The sequence below is a fragment of the Pseudescherichia sp. genome (genome assembly GCF_031987975.1).
Lineage (GTDB): Bacteria > Pseudomonadota > Gammaproteobacteria > Enterobacterales > Enterobacteriaceae > Pseudescherichia.
In genome coordinates this window covers 369,234-387,091 of the sequence record NZ_DALZYX010000004.1, presented here as the reverse complement: position 1 = coordinate 387,091, position 17,858 = coordinate 369,234, and the positions used below count along the sequence as shown (strand labels likewise).

The 17,858-nt window shown below is 55.7% G+C and carries 17 protein-coding genes and 1 pseudogene; 8 read left to right on the top strand and 10 right to left on the bottom strand.

The genetic code is table 11. From position 1 onward, the window contains the following. Positions 1-52 precede the first annotated feature (52 nt). The 5 genes from pstC (at position 53) to RTN40_RS09570 (ending at position 6,412) form a co-directional block, all read left to right on the top strand. Positions 53-1,012 carry a phosphate ABC transporter permease PstC gene (gene pstC, locus RTN40_RS09590; protein WP_103820584.1) on the top strand — a complete coding sequence of 320 codons (960 nt, stop codon included), beginning with the start codon at positions 53-55 and terminating at the stop codon, positions 1,010-1,012. Then, complete coding sequence (pstA, locus tag RTN40_RS09585) at positions 1,012-1,899, top strand: phosphate ABC transporter permease PstA (RefSeq protein ID WP_312228248.1); 888 nt, start codon at positions 1,012-1,014, stop codon at positions 1,897-1,899. Before pstC ends, pstA begins: the two co-directional genes overlap by 1 nt. Positions 1,900-1,947: 48 nt before the next feature. Beyond that, positions 1,948-2,721 (top strand): phosphate ABC transporter ATP-binding protein PstB, encoded by a 774-nt coding sequence (gene pstB / locus RTN40_RS09580; RefSeq protein WP_312211638.1) that lies wholly within the window; start codon positions 1,948-1,950, stop codon positions 2,719-2,721. A gap of 14 nt (positions 2,722-2,735) precedes the next feature. Next, complete coding sequence (gene phoU, locus RTN40_RS09575) at positions 2,736-3,461, top strand: phosphate signaling complex protein PhoU (protein ID WP_042393573.1); 726 nt, start codon at positions 2,736-2,738, stop codon at positions 3,459-3,461. Between the two features lie 227 nt (positions 3,462-3,688). After that, positions 3,689-6,412 (top strand): sigma 54-interacting transcriptional regulator, encoded by a 2,724-nt coding sequence (locus RTN40_RS09570; protein ID WP_312228247.1) that lies wholly within the window; start codon positions 3,689-3,691, stop codon positions 6,410-6,412. Positions 6,413-6,442: 30 nt separating this feature from the next. Here the strand turns inward: RTN40_RS09570 and RTN40_RS09565 are convergent, their stop codons facing one another. From RTN40_RS09565 to RTN40_RS09540, 6 genes are all read right to left on the bottom strand, one after another. After that, the gene (locus RTN40_RS09565) at positions 6,443-7,432 is read right to left on the bottom strand and encodes an SIS domain-containing protein (RefSeq protein WP_312228246.1); all 990 of its coding nucleotides are present in this window, start codon (positions 7,430-7,432) and stop codon (positions 6,443-6,445) included. A 64-nt stretch (positions 7,433-7,496) separates the two neighbouring features. Next, positions 7,497-8,558, bottom strand: coding sequence for an SIS domain-containing protein (locus tag RTN40_RS09560; RefSeq protein WP_312228272.1), 1,062 nt, complete (start codon positions 8,556-8,558; stop codon positions 7,497-7,499). Positions 8,559-8,573: 15 nt separating this feature from the next. After that, complete coding sequence (locus tag RTN40_RS09555) at positions 8,574-9,434, bottom strand: PTS system mannose/fructose/sorbose family transporter subunit IID (RefSeq protein ID WP_312228245.1); 861 nt, start codon at positions 9,432-9,434, stop codon at positions 8,574-8,576. 2 nt (positions 9,435-9,436) lie between these two features. Beyond that, positions 9,437-10,180 carry a PTS mannose/fructose/sorbose/N-acetylgalactosamine transporter subunit IIC gene (locus tag RTN40_RS09550; RefSeq protein WP_312228244.1) on the bottom strand — a complete coding sequence of 248 codons (744 nt, stop codon included), beginning with the start codon at positions 10,178-10,180 and terminating at the stop codon, positions 9,437-9,439. 10 nt (positions 10,181-10,190) lie between these two features. Continuing rightward, entirely contained in the window at positions 10,191-10,661 is a 471-nt protein-coding gene (locus RTN40_RS09545; protein ID WP_312228243.1) for a PTS sugar transporter subunit IIB, read from the bottom strand. Next, on the bottom strand, positions 10,658-11,086 hold the full coding sequence (locus RTN40_RS09540) for a PTS mannose transporter subunit IIAB (protein ID WP_312228242.1): 429 nt from the start codon (positions 11,084-11,086) through the stop codon (positions 10,658-10,660). The genes RTN40_RS09545 and RTN40_RS09540 overlap by 4 nt, the downstream gene beginning before the upstream one ends. Positions 11,087-11,393: 307 nt before the next feature. Between RTN40_RS09540 and RTN40_RS09535 the strand changes: the two are divergent. Continuing rightward, positions 11,394-11,935: pseudogene (locus RTN40_RS09535) on the top strand (alpha/beta hydrolase); the annotation flags it as partial. Between the two features lie 33 nt (positions 11,936-11,968). On the opposite strand, the gene yieH reads toward RTN40_RS09535, so the two are convergent. Beyond that, positions 11,969-12,634, bottom strand: coding sequence for a 6-phosphogluconate phosphatase (gene yieH, locus RTN40_RS09530; RefSeq protein ID WP_312228241.1), 666 nt, complete (start codon positions 12,632-12,634; stop codon positions 11,969-11,971). Between the two features lie 168 nt (positions 12,635-12,802). On the opposite strand from yieH, the gene adeP reads away from it, so the two are divergent. Next, entirely contained in the window at positions 12,803-14,140 is a 1,338-nt protein-coding gene (adeP, locus tag RTN40_RS09525; RefSeq protein WP_141092966.1) for an adenine permease AdeP, read from the top strand. A 43-nt stretch (positions 14,141-14,183) separates the two neighbouring features. On the opposite strand, the gene RTN40_RS09520 is transcribed toward adeP, so the two are convergent. Both RTN40_RS09520 and RTN40_RS09515 read right to left on the bottom strand, forming a co-directional pair. Next, positions 14,184-14,750, bottom strand: coding sequence for an NADPH-dependent FMN reductase (locus RTN40_RS09520; RefSeq protein ID WP_312228240.1), 567 nt, complete (start codon positions 14,748-14,750; stop codon positions 14,184-14,186). A gap of 34 nt (positions 14,751-14,784) precedes the next feature. After that, positions 14,785-15,510, bottom strand: coding sequence for a hypothetical protein (locus RTN40_RS09515; RefSeq protein ID WP_312228239.1), 726 nt, complete (start codon positions 15,508-15,510; stop codon positions 14,785-14,787). A gap of 434 nt (positions 15,511-15,944) precedes the next feature. On the opposite strand from RTN40_RS09515, the gene RTN40_RS09510 reads away from it, so the two are divergent. Continuing rightward, on the top strand, positions 15,945-16,355 hold the full coding sequence (locus RTN40_RS09510; RefSeq protein ID WP_312228238.1) for a hypothetical protein: 411 nt from the start codon (positions 15,945-15,947) through the stop codon (positions 16,353-16,355). A 71-nt stretch (positions 16,356-16,426) separates the two neighbouring features. On the opposite strand, the gene mnmE is transcribed toward RTN40_RS09510, so the two are convergent. Beyond that, a complete protein-coding gene (mnmE, locus tag RTN40_RS09505; protein ID WP_312228237.1) occupies positions 16,427-17,791 on the bottom strand; it encodes a tRNA uridine-5-carboxymethylaminomethyl(34) synthesis GTPase MnmE in 1,365 nt (454 codons plus the stop codon). Positions 17,792-17,858 lie beyond the last annotated feature (67 nt).

Sequence of the window (17,858 nt, the reverse complement as noted above, 5' to 3'; positions counted from 1 at the left end):
CGTTCGCGCCACCGGGCAAATTCGTAAGACGTACATAACAGAAGAGTAATTTATGGCTGCAACCAAGCCTGCTTTTAACCCACCGGGTAAACAAGGTGACATGATCTTCGGCGCGCTGGTCAAACTGGCTGCGCTGATTGTGCTATTGCTGCTCGGCGGCATCATCATTTCGCTGATTGTCTCCTCCTGGCCAAGCATCCAGAAATTTGGTTTCTCCTTCCTGTGGACCAAAGAGTGGGACGCACCGAACGATATTTACGGCGCGCTGGTGCCGATCTACGGCACGCTGGTGACCTCATTTATCGCGCTGCTAATCGCCGTCCCGGTGAGTTTTGGTATCGCGCTGTTCCTGACGGAGCTGGCTCCCGGCTGGCTGAAGCGTCCGCTGGGTATCGCCATTGAGCTGCTCGCCGCTATCCCCAGTATCGTTTACGGCATGTGGGGGCTGTTTATCTTCGCTCCGCTGTTTGCCACTTATTTCCAGGAGCCGGTGGGCAACGTGCTCTCCGCCATTCCGTTTGTCGGCGCACTTTTCTCTGGCCCGGCGTTTGGTATTGGTATCCTCGCTGCGGGCATTATCCTCGCCATCATGATCATTCCGTACATTGCCTCGGTAATGCGCGACGTGTTTGAACAGACCCCGGTGATGATGAAAGAGTCGGCCTACGGCATCGGCTGCACGACCTGGGAGGTGATCTGGCGCATCGTACTGCCGTTCACCAAAAACGGCGTTATTGGCGGGGTGATGCTTGGCCTGGGCCGTGCGCTGGGTGAAACCATGGCGGTGACCTTTATCATCGGTAACACCTACCAGCTCGACAGCGCCTCACTCTATATGCCGGGCAACAGCATCACCTCTGCGCTGGCCAACGAATTTGCCGAAGCGGAGTCCGGGCTGCACGTCGCCGCGCTGATGGAGCTGGGCCTGATCCTGTTTGTGATCACCTTCATCGTGCTGGCGATTTCGAAAGTGATGATCCTGCGTCTGGCGAAAAACGAGGGGGCACGCTAATGGCTACGCTCGAAATGCAAACCACGACTGAGCTGGCCGAGTCGCGCCGTAAAATGCAGGCTAAGCGCCGGATGAAAAACCGCATCGCGCTAACGCTGTCGCTGGCAACCATGGCGTTTGGTCTCTTCTGGCTGATCTGGATCCTCTTCTCTACCGTGACCCGCGGCATCGACGGTATGTCGCTGGCGCTGTTCACCGAGATGACGCCGCCGCCAAACACCGCAGGCGGTGGGCTGGCGAACGCCCTGGCGGGCAGCGGCCTGCTGATCCTCTGGGCGACCGTGTTTGGTACCCCGCTCGGCATTATGGCGGGCATCTACCTCGCGGAGTATGGACGTAAGTCCTGGCTGGCAGAGGTGATCCGCTTTATTAACGATATTCTGCTCTCCGCGCCCTCTATCGTGGTGGGTCTGTTTGTCTACACCATCGTGGTGGCTCAGATGGAGCACTTCTCCGGCTGGGCGGGCGTGATTGCGCTGGCGCTGCTGCAGGTGCCGATCGTTATCCGTACCACCGAGAACATGCTGAAGCTGGTGCCGGATAGCCTGCGTGAAGCTGCCTATGCGCTGGGCACGCCGAAGTGGAAGATGATCTCCGCGATTACGCTGAAGGCCTCTATCTCCGGCATCCTGACCGGCGTGCTGCTGGCGGTGGCGCGTATCGCCGGCGAAACCGCGCCGCTGCTCTTCACCTCCCTCTCCAACCAGTTCTGGAGCACGGACATGATGCAGCCTATCGCGAACCTGCCGGTCACCATATTTAAGTTTGCCATGAGCCCGTTTGCCGAGTGGCAACAGCTGGCATGGGCTGGCGTACTGCTGATTACCCTGTGCGTGCTGCTGCTGAACATCCTGGCACGCGTTATCTTCGCGAAGAAGAACGGTTAAAATTAGGCGGCGTGGCTCCGGCCGCGCCCGATTGAGGAAAAGAGTAAAATGAGTATGGTTGAAACCACCTCCGGCAAGATCCAGGTTCGTGATTTGAACTTCTACTACGGGAAGTTCCACGCCCTGAAAAACATCAATCTGGATATCGCGAAGAATCAGGTAACGGCATTTATCGGCCCGTCAGGCTGCGGTAAATCCACCCTGCTGCGTACCTTTAACAAAATGTACTCTCTCTATCCGGAACAGCGTGCCGAGGGTGAAATTCTGCTGGATGGCGAGAACATCCTCACCCACAGCCAGGATATTGCCCTGCTGCGTGCCAAAGTCGGGATGGTCTTCCAGAAGCCGACGCCGTTCCCGATGTCTATCTATGACAACATCGCTTTCGGCGTGCGCCTGTTTGAGAAGCTCTCCCGCGCCGACATGGACGAGCGCGTGCAGTGGGCATTGACCAAGGCCGCACTCTGGAACGAAACCAAAGATAAACTGCACCAGAGCGGATACTCTCTCTCCGGTGGTCAGCAGCAACGACTGTGCATTGCGCGGGGTATCGCCATTCGTCCGGAAGTGCTGCTGCTGGATGAGCCGTGTTCAGCCCTCGACCCTATCTCTACCGGGCGTATTGAAGAGCTGATCACCGAGCTGAAGCAGGATTACACCGTGGTGATCGTGACCCACAACATGCAGCAGGCTGCGCGTTGCTCCGACCATACGGCCTTTATGTATCTGGGCGAGTTGATTGAGTTCAGCAACACGGACGATCTGTTCACCAAACCCGCGAAGAAGCAAACAGAAGACTATATCACCGGCCGTTACGGTTGATTCAGGAGTGCGCCATGGACAATCTCAATCTTAATAAACATATCTCCGGCCAGTTTAACGCCGAGCTGGAGAGCATTCGCACCCAGGTGATGACCATGGGTGGAATGGTAGAGCAGCAGCTCTCTGACGCGATCACCGCCATGCACAATCAAGACAGCGAGCTGGCCAAGCGCGTTGTTGCCGGTGACCATCAGGTCAACATGATGGAAGTGGCGATCGACGAGGCCTGCGTGCGCATCATCGCCAAGCGCCAGCCGACGGCGAGCGACCTGCGTCTGGTGATGGCGATCATCAAAACCATCGCTGAGCTGGAGCGTATCGGTGACGTCGCGGATAAAATCTGCCGCACGGCGCTGGAGAAGTTCTCCCAGCAGCACCAGCCCCTGCTGGTGAGCCTGGAGTCGCTGGGCCGCCATACGGTGCAGATGCTGCACGACGTGCTGGACGCCTTTGCACGGATGGATCTTGATGAAGCGGTACGTATCTACCGTGAAGACAAGAAGGTGGATCAGGAGTACGAAGGCATTGTGCGTCAGCTGATGACCTACATGATGGAAGATTCGCGTACCATCCCAAGCGTACTGACCGCGCTGTTCTGCGCCCGCTCTATCGAGCGTATCGGCGACCGCTGCCAGAACATCTGCGAATACATCTTCTACTTCGTGAAGGGCCAGGATTTCCGCCACGTTGGCGGCGACGAGCTGGACAAGCTGCTGGCGGGGAAAGATCCGAAAGAGTAATGACAACGCGCGTGGCTAATAGCGGCCGCGCTTTAAGAATAAGCGTCTCTGGTCTGTCGGGCCAGGGGCGCTTTTTTTATGCGTCTTTTCCCATAAACCAGCGCCGTTGCGGTAACCATTCATTTTTCCTTTGAACTTTCGCCCGTTTTTGCCACGGGAAGGCTATTTTTCATGCAACATTCTGGCTATGTTAGGAAACCCTGTGATTGAACGGAGCTTTCAGATTCATGAATAAGGATGTGATATTTCAATGGCTTGAAAAGGAATGCGGCCTGCGACAATTAACAGCGGCAGAGACCAGCGATTTTAGCGCTATGCAGATCGCCAGCCACTTTCGTCAGAAGCGAAACATTGTCAGCCATCATCTGAATAACCTGCACCGCGAACAGCGAGTAATAAAGATAAACAGCCGCCCCGTTCTTTTTCTGCCGGTGAGGCAGTTGCGGGAGCGGCATGGCCTGGCGGTGCGCCAGATGGAATACGCCTCGCTTGCTGGCCTTCTGGAAGACCGACAGGATAGTCTGGAAACCCTGATTGGCGCACAGGGCAGCCTGCAGGAGGCGATTCGCCAGTGCAAAGCGGCCATCAGCTACCCCGGTAGCGGTTTGCCGGTACTGCTAAAAGGCCCCACGGGCACCGGTAAAAGCTTTCTGGCTGGCCGCCTCTGGCGCTACGCTATTGAGCAGCACATTCTTACGCCCAACGCCCCTTTTCAGGTTTTTAACTGTGCGGAATACGCCAATAACCCTGAGCTGCTCACTTCCAAGCTTTTTGGGCATGTTAAAGGCGCTTTTACCGGAGCGGACAAAAACGTCGAGGGGCTGATTGAAGCAAGCGACGGCGGCGTACTGTTTATTGATGAGGTGCACAGGCTTACGCCGGAAGGCCAGGAAAAACTGTTTCACTTTATGGATAACGGCACATGGCGGCGACTCGGCGAAAGCAGCCAGGAGCGACGGGCCTGCGTGCGCCTTATTTTCGCAACAACCGAAGAGCCGGATAAATATTTTCTGGCCACCTTTATCCGCCGTATCCCCATGATAGTGAAAATCCTGCCCGTGGCGGAGCGCGGCCAGTATGAGCGCATGGCCTTCATCTGGCACTTTTTCCAGGCCCAGGCGCGCCAGCTTCAGCACGATCTTGCCGTAGATGGCGAAATTATGCAGCTGCTGCTGGAGGAGCCGGTAGAGGGCAACGTAGGCGGCCTTGAGAACCTTATTAAAAATGTTTGCGCTAACGCCTGGGCGTTCGGGCTGCGGCGGGAAGGGATACTGGAAGTAAAAGCCGGACATATTCCGGATAAGCTGCTGCCCGGCCGCCCGCTGCTGCCGCTGCTTAATCAGGAGAAAGTGATCATCCTGCGCGACAGCCAGGGAGTACCGGCGCTGCCCGGCAGGCAGCAGGAGTATGAACGTTTAGCGCGCAATGTTTGCGGTCTTTGCCTTGAGCTCACGCGTGAGAACATCAGTTCGCGCGCTTTTGGCAAGCTGGTTTATCAAAACGTCACCCAGTATCTCGATGCGCTAATGAACAAAGAGAGCGAAATGGCGCAGCAGGAGAAGCGCCTGCGTTTCATTGAAGATGCCGGCAAGCTTATCGCCGCCAACTACGACCTGGCGCTGAGCGGCGAGTTCGCTTTTCTCACCGGTCGCTACCTCACCAGCCTGCCGCTGACATTACGCGAGCCGGATGATGCTTCACAGCAGATCATGTCGGCCTGGCTGACGCAAGATGCGGGGCTCGCTCATCGGGTGGCGCAAAAGCTGATTGAGGTGATTGTCGCGAAGTACGATCTGTTAATTACTGTGCTGGATCGGGTAGCGATTACCGCTATCGTCAGTAACGCCATTGATGCCACCATTAACAGCAAAATCAAAGCGGTTATTGTGGCGCACGGCTACTCAACCGCCAGCAGCATCGCCAGCGTGGCGAACCGGCTTATCGGCGAGAAGATTTATCACGCCATGGATATGCCGGTGGACGTAGCCTTTAGCGATGTCAGCCGCGCCATTCTTGACTATTTACAGCATACCGACACTAGCGCTGGCGTAATGATCCTGATTGACATGGGCTATAGCCGCGAAATAGCCGATATGCTGCTTGACGCCATCCACGGGCCGTTGGTAGTCATTGATAACGTCACCACGCGTCTCGCGCTGAATATCGCCAGCGAAATCGCGCTTTCCAGAAGCATTGAGTCGATAGCCGAAGAGATTGTGCCGCTCAACCGTTCAAGCTGGGATATTCACTATCCCAGCCATAAAAAAGAGAAGGCGCTGCTGGTGACCTGTATCACCGGCATCGGCACGGCATTTAAGTTTAAGAGCCTGATGGAAAAAAGCCTGCTGGCCGATTTCAACATCAATATCATCGCCTGCGAATTTACCCGGCTTAGGCATCAACCCGCTGCGCTTTTTACACAGTACGATGTGATAGCGATTATCGGCACGCTCGACCCGCAGGTAGAAGGGGTGCCCTATATGGGAATTGAAGAGCTTCTCGGCGAGCAAGGACATGCCAACCTGACCCAACTGCTGAGCGGCTATTTAACCGAGAAACAGATAAACGCCATTAACCAGAATATGGTGCGTGAATTTTCGCTGCACAATGTCGTCAACTCGCTGACCATTCTGAACGCCAGCAAGACGCTGAGCTATATAGAAGAGATTATCGCCGAATGGCAGCAGGCGCTGGGGTTCACCTTCTCCAACAATTTAATTATCGGCCTTTATGTGCACCTGAGCTGTATGATTGAGCGGCTGGTCATGCGCAACGAGATAACCCACTACCGCAATCTGGACAGGTTTACCGAGCGGCATGGCGATTTTATCGCGATGGTGAACCGCTCTTTTCAGCGCTTTAAGTCGCTTTATAACATCGCCCTGCCAACAGCGGAGATAGGGTATATCCACGATATCTTTGAATTGCGGGTGGCGGAGTTCAGCCAGTGAAAGTGGGGCGGGCAGGCCGCCCCGTTAGCCTTAATACTCCACTTTCCACATATAGCGACGAGTGGTCAGCGGATGTTGACGCGCTTCGGAAAGCGCCAGGTTATAAACATCCAGCAGCGCGGTATGGAACAGGCCGCAGAAATATTCACGCACTGCTTCAGGCAGGGCGTTTATGCCAAGCGCGCCGGCGTCAATCACCTGCAGCTTGCCGCCGTACTGACGAATAAAGCGAATAGCGCGGTCGTCCAGCGCGCGCGTGCGGCCTTCGCTTTGCAGCAGCACAAAAGGCGTGCCCGCTTCAGTGATTTCAAACGGGCCATGGAAATATTCGCCGCTGTGTACGCTGGCGGAGTTGATCCACTGCATTTCCAGCAGAATGCAAATAGACTGCTGGTGCGCGGCACCAAACGATGGGCCGCTACCCATCATATAAATGACGTTGTCGTCTTTATAAGATTGAGCGAAGCGCTGCGCCTCTTCCTGCACCTTGCGTTGCCCTTCGCGTACCACGCTTTCAAACTGCTCAAATGCGCTCACCATCTTTTCATACTGAGCATAGCCTTCGGTTTGTTGCAGCAGTTCAAGCGCCAGCCACAGGCCGTAAGCGGCCTTTTGCTGCGCCGGGTTGACCGTTTCGGGATAGCGCGCCCAGCGATATTCAATAACTTCATCGCTATGTTCGCAAAGCGGCGAGGCCGGGGCGAAAGTCAGCCCAACCGTGGCTGCACCTTTGGCGCGCGCCACCCGCGCCGCCTCCACCGTTTCTGGCGTATTACCCTGCTGGGAAGCCAGGATCACCAGACTATTTTCACCGAGCGCCTGCGGTGTGGCGTGAACAAATTCATTGCTGGTGATATATCCCACCGCCAGCTTTTTCGCCTCGCAATCGAGGAAATACTTCGCCGGGTAAAAACCGGTTAGCGAGCCGCCGCAGCCAACAAAATAGACGCGTTCAATAGCGTGCTTATTTTGCAATATAGCGCTGATAACTTGCCGGGACTGCTGATGAGGATGTGTCATTTTCTTCTCCTTGGGCGTAGAGGAGCCTCCGCGCAACGCGGATAGCGGTAAGTTAATGATTTAATTAAGCAGCTTGTTTGCTTTTCATTTTCTGATGAAACTGCGGATCTTTCGGGATCGCCGGGTTAATGCCTTTTTCCGGTGCCAGTTTCGCGCACAGCATTTGCAGCGGAATAATGTATTCAAAAACGCTAAAGTCTTTGTCGTTAATAAACGGGAAGCGCATATTTTTGCCGTTCTCTTCCACGTCGCTACCAACGCGATAAATATGGCATGTCCACTGCGAAAGAATCGTCACCAAGTTCTCGCTGCGTTCATCAGGTCGATTATCCAACATGATCAACGCCGAGCCGCTGTTAAACGCGTTGTAGATGCCATGGATAAATTCCTCAAATTCGTAGCCGGAAACTGGGCAACGCAGCGTTTCCAGCAGCTTCAGCGCCCCTTCCTGCACCGTGCCGTAAAGCTCAGGCTGCGCCACCAGCCGCAGATCCTGGCTTTCGGCGAGCGGTCGCGCCGGCCCTTGCGCCCAGGCGGCGGAGGCCTCAATCACCGCAGGCAGGTGACGGAACGTCGCTGCCATGCGCGCTTTTACCTCTTTATCCTGTTCCGGCGTAATGGCGTTGCGCTGGTCGGCGATGCTGAGCGCCAGCTGCATCAGGTTCAGCATGGTGCAGAGATAGCCTTTGGTTTTCGCCCCCGCTTTTTCCTCGCCGCAGGGTACCGTCAGCACGTGATCCGCAACGCGGTTAATCGTTGCGTTCTCCACGCCTGCCATCGACGCCGTCAGGTGCCCCGCCTCTCTGGCGCGGGTCATCGCTTCAAGGGTAGAGAGGCTGCCGCCGCCCTGAGAAATGCCAATCAACAACGCCTTACCGCCCTGAGCCAGCGTGGCGCTGTCGAGTAAAAACGGATAGCTGACGTCTACCGGCACGTGACACCACTGCTGCATAAAGCGGCGCGCGGTCAGCGCCCCGTGGTAAGAGGTGCCAGAGCCGGTAAGCACTATCCGCGTTACGCCCTGGTTCACTATGGCGCTTGCGGCGTGTACCAGATCGTCGCGGCGCTGTTCCAGCATCGCCAGCAGGCGCTGCGGCGCTTCGTTCATATAATCTTCCATCTGCATCATCAAAACCCTCATTTAAAGAATGCCCAGGGCGCTTGCCAGCAGGCCAAACGCCACGGTGCCTAACAGAACCCAGTTAATGCTGACGCCCTTGCGAATGAGCTTGTACATGCCAAGCGTAAAGAGCAGCGGCAGCAGCGAAGGCAGAATTTTGTCGAGAAAATCCTGCACCTTGATGGTGGTATTGCCGGTGGTGAAGCTCAGCGGCGTATGAATATCAATCATGCTGGCGGTCATGGCCCCGACCACCATCAGGCCGACGATCGAGGCGATATAGGTCACCCTGTCCATAAGCCCGCTCTGGTAGATGCGCATAAGCCAGGTGGTACCGGCACGGTAGCCAAGCTTCAGCCCGTACCAGCGGCAGAACAGGTGCGGCAGGTTATAGACCAGCAGCGCCACGATGGGGCCGAGCACGCTGCCCTGTTGGGCAAAGTAAATGCCCATTCCAGCGGCGATAACCTTAAGCGAGCCCCAGAAGATGGAGTCGCCGATACCCGCAAGCGGCCCCATCAGGCTGGTTTTAACCGCGTTGATCGACTCTTCGTTAAACTCCGGATTGCGGCGGTTCTCTTCTTCCATCGCAATCGCCAGCCCGAAGATAAACGTGGACAGGTGCGGCGTGGTATTGAACAGTACCAGATGGCGCTGAAGCGCCCGGCTCAGCGCTTCACGCGTGTTATAGATGCGACGCAGCGCCGGACTCATGATAAAAGCACAGCCCATATGCTGCTGGCGCTCGTAATTCCAGGATCCCTGCAAGGTAAATGAACGCCAGAAGACGCTGCGCAGCTCCCGCGCCGTGACTTTCCCTTCGGTATCCGTCAGCGGCTCGGCCGTCGTCTTTTCGTCAAGATGTTCCGTTAACTGGCTCATGGTTATGCCTCCGGCTGTTGGTTGCTGAGAAACTGGCTGATGATGAAGGCCAGCACCACCGAGAACAGTGCAATCGCGATGATATCCAGCCCGGTATAGGCGGCGATAAGAAAGCCGAGACCGAGGTAGGGCATCAGTTTGGTGCTGAGCATCATGTTAATAAGCAAGGCGAAGCCAAGCGCGGGCAAAATCTTGCTGGCGATGACCAGTCCGTTGGTAATGACCGGCGGGATCGCGTCCAGGAACCAGGTTACGGCAGACGAGCCCAGCAGGATGGCGAAGAAAACCGGTAGAAAGCCGCTCAGGAAATAGAGCATCGTCGGCCCCCCAAGATGCATAAACGCCACCATTCGGGTATTGCCTTGCTCTGCGTAACGGTCAGCAAGATGGCCGAAGCGGGCGTTGGCGACGCGCACCAGAATCCCCAATGTCTGCGCCAGCATGGAAACCGGAATGGCGATAGCTAGCGCGGCTTCAGGCCCACGGCCCGACATAATAGAAAAGGCGGTCGCCAGAATCGCTCCAGTAACGATATCAGGCGGGTGGGCCGCGCCGATCGCCACGTTGCCAAGAAAAATCAGCTCAAGTGTGGCACCGATAAGAATGCCTTCCGTCAGGTTGCCGCAGACCAGGCCCGTCAGGGTGCACATCACCAGCGGGCGATCGATCATCGTCACCCCCATCAGACGCCCTTCGAGAATGCCCAGCGCGGCGATAAGCCCCAGCAGGGTTGCGGTCAGCAACATGATTTTCTCCTCACACTTTCTCGTTGAGCAGCTCCGCAGAGTGCGCCGGAACCTGGCGCATCTCCATGCGGATGCCTCTTTCTTTCATTTGCCGGCTGTCGGCTATCTCATCCAACGTCAGGTAAATGGCTTTGCCGAACTGCTGTGCGCCCTCTTTTTGCGCGATCCCGCCGAAATTCACCGCGTCGATACCCGGCACCTTTTCCACCAGTTCCAGCGTTTCACGGGTATTTCCCAGGACGATCATCACTTTTTTGTGGTCCAGCTTGCCGCTGTTGAGCTTCGCCGCCGCCTGGTCGACGGTGGCGATATCCAGCGTCACGCCTGCGGGTTTGGCGAGGTTAAGAGACATGGTAATAAAAGGGTCGCTAGCGGCCTTTTTATCCGCGACGATGATGTAGTCAATATCCAGCGCGCGCGTCCAGGCGAACACAACCTGACCATGCAGCAGGCGATAATCAATACGAACGAGTTTGATCATGGGCGGTCTCCGGCAATTTCAGTGGGGGGTTGCAATACGGCATTGATAAAAACAATGGATTCTCGGGCGGTGGCGGTGGCGTAGTTAATCGCCTCCTTAACGCTCTGTGCTTCGCAGAGCAAAAATTCCAGCAGCAGGGTGAGGTTAACGCCTGCCACGACATAGACGTTGTCGTGGCGAAGCACCGCTCTGGCGGCGCTGTTGTTCACGCTGCCGCCCAACAGATCGGTGAAAATGACAACCTCCTCACCCTCTGCCTGAGCTACCAGCTCTTCGAACACCCGCTCCAGTTGCTCAGTGGTCGTTATCTCACCCTGATAAGCGCAAACAGGCTTTACGCCATGCTCTTCGCCAATCAACAGCGCCAGACTCTCCACAACGCCGATGGCAAAATTACCGTGGCTGGCTACGTAGACATGTTTCACCTGTTAATCCTCTTTTTGAGTTAGCTCGACGGGCTAATCAATAAACAGCAAAAGCTATGCCATAAATGAAAAAGCATTAATATCAATGTCTTGCTTTTGAATATTGTCACTACATAAAGAGAACCTGGCACAGAGAAGCGTGAGGCGGTGGAAAAGCTGACACTACGAAGCGGCAGGGGGACGGTGGCAGGGAATAAAAGCCGGGGGCCGTGGTTTTTAGCTGAACTTTTTTTCGAAGCGGCTGTTTTTACGCAATACTTTTATCGCCACCTCCGCTATGCCGCTGCACGCGGCGGACAGCATGGCCTCGCTTATCCTGGTGCCGGGTAGCATTATTGATGACCGGGCGGTGCCGCACGGCGAGCTGCACGCGTTGAGTTATTACTCCGATACCCTGAAGTCGGAGCGCAAAGTCTATGTCTGGACGCCGCCTGGCTACAGCCACGATAGCGATCCGCTGCGGTGCTCTATTTCTATCACGGCTTCGGTGATACCGGGCTTTCCGCCATTACCCAAGGGCGTATTCCGCAAATCATGGATAACCTGCTGGCCGAGGGGAAAATCAAACCGATGCTGGTAGTCGTCCGCGGCGTTACCACGACCACGGTGCCTGATGAGGGTGTTGCAGCAAGGTTTAGACAGCCGGATGCTATCAACAGGCAGCTGCATAATTTTACGCTTGTTGTCGGCGAGCGTGATTCGGTGACCGGAAAAGATATCGCCGGACTAAAAGCAGAGTTGGAAAAACAGGGCATCCATTTTGACTACAAAATGTATGCCGGACTGGGCCACGAAATGGATGTCTGGCGTCCGGCCTGTGCCGAGTTTGTGCAAAAAGTGTTTAAGTGAGGATTATCCCTCCCCGTTTGGGGAGGGCGTTTGCTAGCGGGTAATTTCCCAGCCGCGGGCTTTCCATAGTTCTGGCAACTGCGATAACTCGGTAAAGGTGGTCACCTTCGGATGGTCGATCGGCTGGTTGTGCGGATCGGCACAGAAGTAGAACACCTCCATTCCTGCATCAATCCCTGACTGCGCGCCTGCCGCAGAGTCATCCACCAGAATGCACTTCGTCGGATCAACGTCCAGCGCGCTGGCGGCATGGAACATCAGGGCTGGGTCCGGCTTCCAGCGCTGAATATCGTAGCCGCTGAAGAGCAGATCCGGGAAATGGTGCAGCATCCCGAGCTTGCCAAGAGAGTGGTGCATTTTGCTGACCGGGCCGTTCGAAACCACGCACATCGGCACGCTGACAGACTCGAGCAGCGCATCCGCGCCGGCGATAATCTCCAGCTCGGCATCGAACAGGCGCGCGACCTCGGCGCGGTAGATCGGCTCCAGCTCCGCTTTGGACAGGTTAACGCCATGCTCGGCGTTAATAATGTCGATAATTTCGTAGAGCTTAACGCCTTTAAAGCGCTTAAAAATTTCCGCCAGATCGAGCGTAATGCCAAACTGCGCGAACATATGCACGTACGCGCGGGAACAGATCACCTCGCTGTCGACCAGCGTGCCATCACAGTCGAAAAAAATCGCTTCTATTTGGGACATGCCGTTTCCTGTTTATTGCAAGTTTAACGTTTACTTAACGCAGATTTCTCCGCGCAATCGATGCCGTATAAGCAAAATCAATGAAAAAAAGTATGTGATAACCGTCAACATTGTCGCATTTTGGTATAGGATAGCGACGAATTTTCCTTCCCTGTTCGGAAATAGATAATGAGCCAACAACACACTACCCAGGCCGCGGGCCAGGGGTTGCTCGACCGCGTGTTTAAACTGCGCGAGCATGGCACCACGGCACGCACCGAGGTGATCGCCGGTTTTACTACCTTCCTGACGATGGTCTATATCGTCTTTGTTAACCCACAGATTCTGGGTGTTGCTGGCATGGATACCAGCGCGGTATTCGTTACCACCTGTCTGATTGCCGCCTTTGGCAGCATCCTGATGGGGCTGTTCGCTAACCTGCCGGTGGCGCTTGCGCCCGCGATGGGGCTGAACGCCTTCTTCGCCTTTGTAGTGGTCGGCGCAATGGGCCTGCCGTGGCAGGTGGGAATGGGAGCCATCTTCTGGGGCGCTATCGGCCTGCTGCTGCTGACTATCTTCCGCGTCCGCTACTGGATGATCGCTAACATTCCGGTGAGCCTGCGCGTCGGTATTACCAGCGGTATCGGTCTGTTCATCGGCATGATGGGTCTGAAAAATGCGGGCGTGATTGTGGCGAACCCGGAGACGCTGGTGACCATCGGCAATCTGACCTCCCACAGCGTGCTGCTGGGTGTGCTGGGCTTCTTTATCATCGCCATTCTGGCCTCGCGTAACGTCCATGCGGCGGTGCTGGTCTCTATCGTGGTAACTACCCTGCTGGGCTGGTGGCTGGGCGATGTGCACTACAGCGGGATTGTCTCTGCGCCGCCAAGCGTCACCAGCGTTGTCGGTCACGTTGACCTGGCTGGCTCGTTTAACCTTGGCCTGGCAGGCGTGATCTTCTCGTTTATGCTGGTCAACCTGTTCGACTCCTCCGGGACGCTGATTGGCGTTACCGATAAAGCCGGTCTGGCAGATGAAAAGGGTAAGTTCCCGCGCATGAAGCAGGCTCTGTTTGTTGACAGCGTCTCCTCCGTAGCCGGCTCCTTTATCGGTACCTCGTCGGTCACCGCCTATATTGAGTCCTCTTCCGGCGTCTCCGTTGGCGGGCGCACTGGCCTCACCGCCGTAGTGGTAGGCGTACTGTTCCTGCTGGTGATTTTCCTGTCGCCGCTGGCCGGTATGGTACCGCCGTATGCTGCTGCGGGTGCGCTGATCTACGTCGGCGTGTTGATGACCTCCAGCCTCTCCCGCGTGAAGTGGGACGACCTGACCGAAGCCGTACCGGCGTTTATCACCGCCGTGATGATGCCGTTCAGCTTCTCAATTACTGAAGGCATTGCGCTGGGCTTTATCTCCTACTGCATCATGAAGATCGGTACCGGACGCTTCCGCGATCTCAGCCCGTGCGTGATTATCGTTGCGCTGCTGTTTGTGCTGAAGATTGTATTTATCGACGCGCATTAACCGCTAAAAACTGGCCCGGCAGGCTTCGCGCTGCCGGGTTTTTTTACGCTCTGACTTTCTTGATGTAATCACCAAACGCCGTCAGCTGGCCGGTCAGATGGTCCAGCGTGCTCTGATCGATAACCTCGCCCGTCTGCGGATCCACCTTGTTCTGGATCACCCCGCCCATAAACTCCGGCTTGTTCATTACCATCGCGTCGAGAAATACCAGAATCTGTCGCAGATGATACTGGCAGCGTGCGCCGCCGATGGCGCCCATAGAGCTAGTCTGGATCAGCACCGGCTTACCTGCCAGCGGCTGCGCAGGCAGACGTGACAGCCAGTCGATAGCGTTTTTCAGGCCGCCCGGTACCGAGTAGTTATATTCTGGCGTCACGATCACCACGCCATCGGCGTTGCGGATCTGCTCGGCAATGGCCTCAACGCTCTGCGGAAAACCCTCCTCCTGCTGGATATCGGCATCATATAGCGGGATGTCGGCAATGGTCGGCAGCGGTGCCACCGTCATGCCTTCCGGCGCAACCTTCGGCAGCGTGCGGGCTACCATCGCATTGAATGAGCCTTTACGCAGGCTGCCAAGTAACGTAACGACGTGCAGTGAATCAGACATCTTTACTCCTTACCGGTAAGTGTAGTGAAGCGCATTACGCAGGCAGGCTGGTAAAACGCATCAGGCGGGTGGCGGGATTGTTCGCTCGGGTTTGGATATCTGTCAGGCAGCGCCATCCCCGCCTGGTATCAAACTCCCAAATCTTCAGGCTTTCAATAGCGGGTGAAACCGCCACCGACCAGATTAGCACGTCCTCTGCATCGCAGAGTGCTTCAATAGGTTCAGACTGCGCCGCTCGCAGCTTGCCGGAGCCTGGCAACAGCTGGAGGAAACCCGAGGTATCCTGGGGCTGGCTGGCCATCTTCAGCACGCTCTGCCGTAGAGTAACTATTTGCGCCTGGGCCTCGTTAGGATCGCTCTGATTGTTGATCCACAGCCTTTCGGTGCTGGTGAAGTCATGGCGCTCCGGGGCATGGGGGGTGTGAAAGCTACGCGTTGCCCGTTGCAGCTCCATATCCAGGCCGCACAGTCCGCTGGTGGCGATTGCGACGCCCACCATGTTCCCGGCGTAGGCCAGTGAAAAGTGGGGCAGGCTGCGATCGGCAAAGACCGGGCGACCATTGGGCTGGATGATGATTTCAGGCAGCTCGCTTATGCCGTAAAGCATAAATACCAGTTCAGCGAGCAGGGCGCGGGAGGCTAGATAGCGGTTGCGGTGGTGCTCTGGCAGCGCCCTGGCGCGATCGTGACAGGACGATGGCAGGCGGGCAGAGACCAGCTGTCCATCGGTAAGGATCCCTCTTGCAAAATGTGTCGCCATTTTTCACTCCATGATAATGGTTGGCCCGCTCGCAACGGTTAAAGTATTACGTATTGTGTGCAGGTTTTAGCACGGAAAAAAGGGGGTAAAAAGCTCTCTGCGAGATTTTTACAATTCATGTAAGGAATGGGAAGAAGCAAGCGACACGCGTCAGCGCCTTTGCTATGGCATAAGCTCCCCCTATCAATGCTCTTTCTATATTGTTTGTCATATATTATAAAGTTAACAGCGGGTAAGGCTTAATTATATAAAATACAAATATGTAAGCGGTTACTTATATTTTTTAGTGCGGTATTTAGGGGGGATACATTTTAAATTTATTGTTGTAGGTAAAACCAAAGTGAATTTTACGGAGAAAAACCACACAAAAATAATTGCCATTAAAAATTGATTGGCCGTACAATGCGATTAAACAAATATCTTAAGAGGTTTTTATGGCTTTCGTGTCTTTATCTACAATGGCGGCGAAAAGCGGCCGTGTGGTACAAAGCAACTATGTTACTGTTACTCAACGCAGACGCACTGCTGGTTCTGTTGAGCTGGGCTTCAGAATTAGTCGAAGTGCAATGGATACAACAGGAATTGAAATCGGCGATCGGGTTGATATCCTTTACGATAGTGAATCATCTGTGTGGATGATAAAAGCTGTTCTGGAAGGGGGCTTTGGCGTCGCAGGCCAGAAGAATAAAGCAGGAGAATATTCATCTTGTGTAATCAGAATCACATTCAGGCCAGGCTTTCCTCGTTTGTCTGACGATGGTGATATATCGGTAAAACAGTTTTCACAGGATTCAGAAACTAAGATGGGGACAGGGAGGATTATTTTCAAACTGGGTGATGACTAGGGCGATATTAAAAAACCCGCATCAACACCAGTCAATGCGGGTTAACAACTCTTCACGTGTCTATATAACGCTTACTTCCCAATACAGAAGCTCGAGAAAATCCGTCCTAACAGATCGTCGGAGGTAAACTCGCCGGTGATCTCGCTCAGGCTTTGCTGGGCCAGACGCAGCTCTTCTGCCAGCAGTTCGCCCGCCCACGCGCCCAGCAGCTGCGCTTTACCCTGCTGTAAATGTTCTGCCGCCAGCTCGAGCGCCTGCAGATGGCGACGGCGGGCCAGGAAGCCACCTTCCATTTGGGTATCAAAGCCCATGCTCTGCTTGAGATGGTTACGCAGCACGTCTATGCCTTCGCCGGTGTAGGCGGAGAGGCGAACAAGTGAGTGACCATTCACCTCGCTGATACCCAGCGTCTCGCCGGTCAAATCGGCTTTATTACGTACCACGGTGATCGGCAGCTTCGCGGGCAGACGGGCAATAAAGTCCGGCCAGATATCCGCCGGATCTACGGCGTCGGTGGTGGTGCCATCGACCATAAACAGCACCCGGTCGGCCTGCTCGATCTCCTGCCAGGCCCGCTCAATCCCAATTCGCTCCACCTCGTCGCTGGCGTCACGCAGCCCGGCGGTATCGATGATATGCAGCGGCATACCGTCGATGTGGATGTGCTCGCGCAGCACGTCGCGGGTTGTGCCGGCGATATCGGTGACGATGGCCGCTTCACGACCCGCCAGAGCGTTCAGCAGGCTCGATTTTCCGGCGTTCGGGCGACCGGCGATGACCACCTTCATCCCTTCACGCAGCAGGCTGCCCTGACGCGCTTCCGCTCTTACGGCATCAAGATCGGTCATTACGCCGTTAAGCTGTGCTTCGATTTTACCGTCGGAGAGGAAATCGATCTCCTCGTCCGGGAAATCAATTGCGGCTTCCACGTAGATGCGCAGGTGAGTGAGTGCTTCCACCAGATGGTTAACGCGGGTGGAGAATGCCCCCTGTAGCGAGTTCAGCGCCGAGCGTGCAGCCTGCTCGGAGCTGGCGTCGATCAGGTCCGCAATCGCTTCAGCCTGGGCCAGATCCAGCTTGTCGTTGAGAAACGCGCGTTCGGAAAACTCGCCGGGGCGAGCGATGCGCAGGCCGGGCAGGGTCAGGATGTGCTTTAGCAGCAGGTCGAGGATCACCGGCCCGCCGTGCCCCTGTAGCTCCAGCACGTCTTCGCCGGTAAAGGAGTTCGGGCCGGGGAACCAGAGGGCGATGCCCTGGTCCAGCGCCGTGCCGTCCGCATCGTTAAACGGCAGGTAGTCGGCGTAGCGCGGTTTAGGCAGCTTGCCCAGCACAGCCTGCGCCACCTCGCGGGCCTTGTGGCCGGAGATACGCAGAATGCCCACACCACCGCGTCCCGGTGGGGTTGCCTGGGCGACGATAGTGTCGTTATGGCTCATGATAGTTTTCCAAAATTCCAAAATAAAAAAGGCGGTCATTTGACCGCCTTGTCTAAAGAATGAAGCG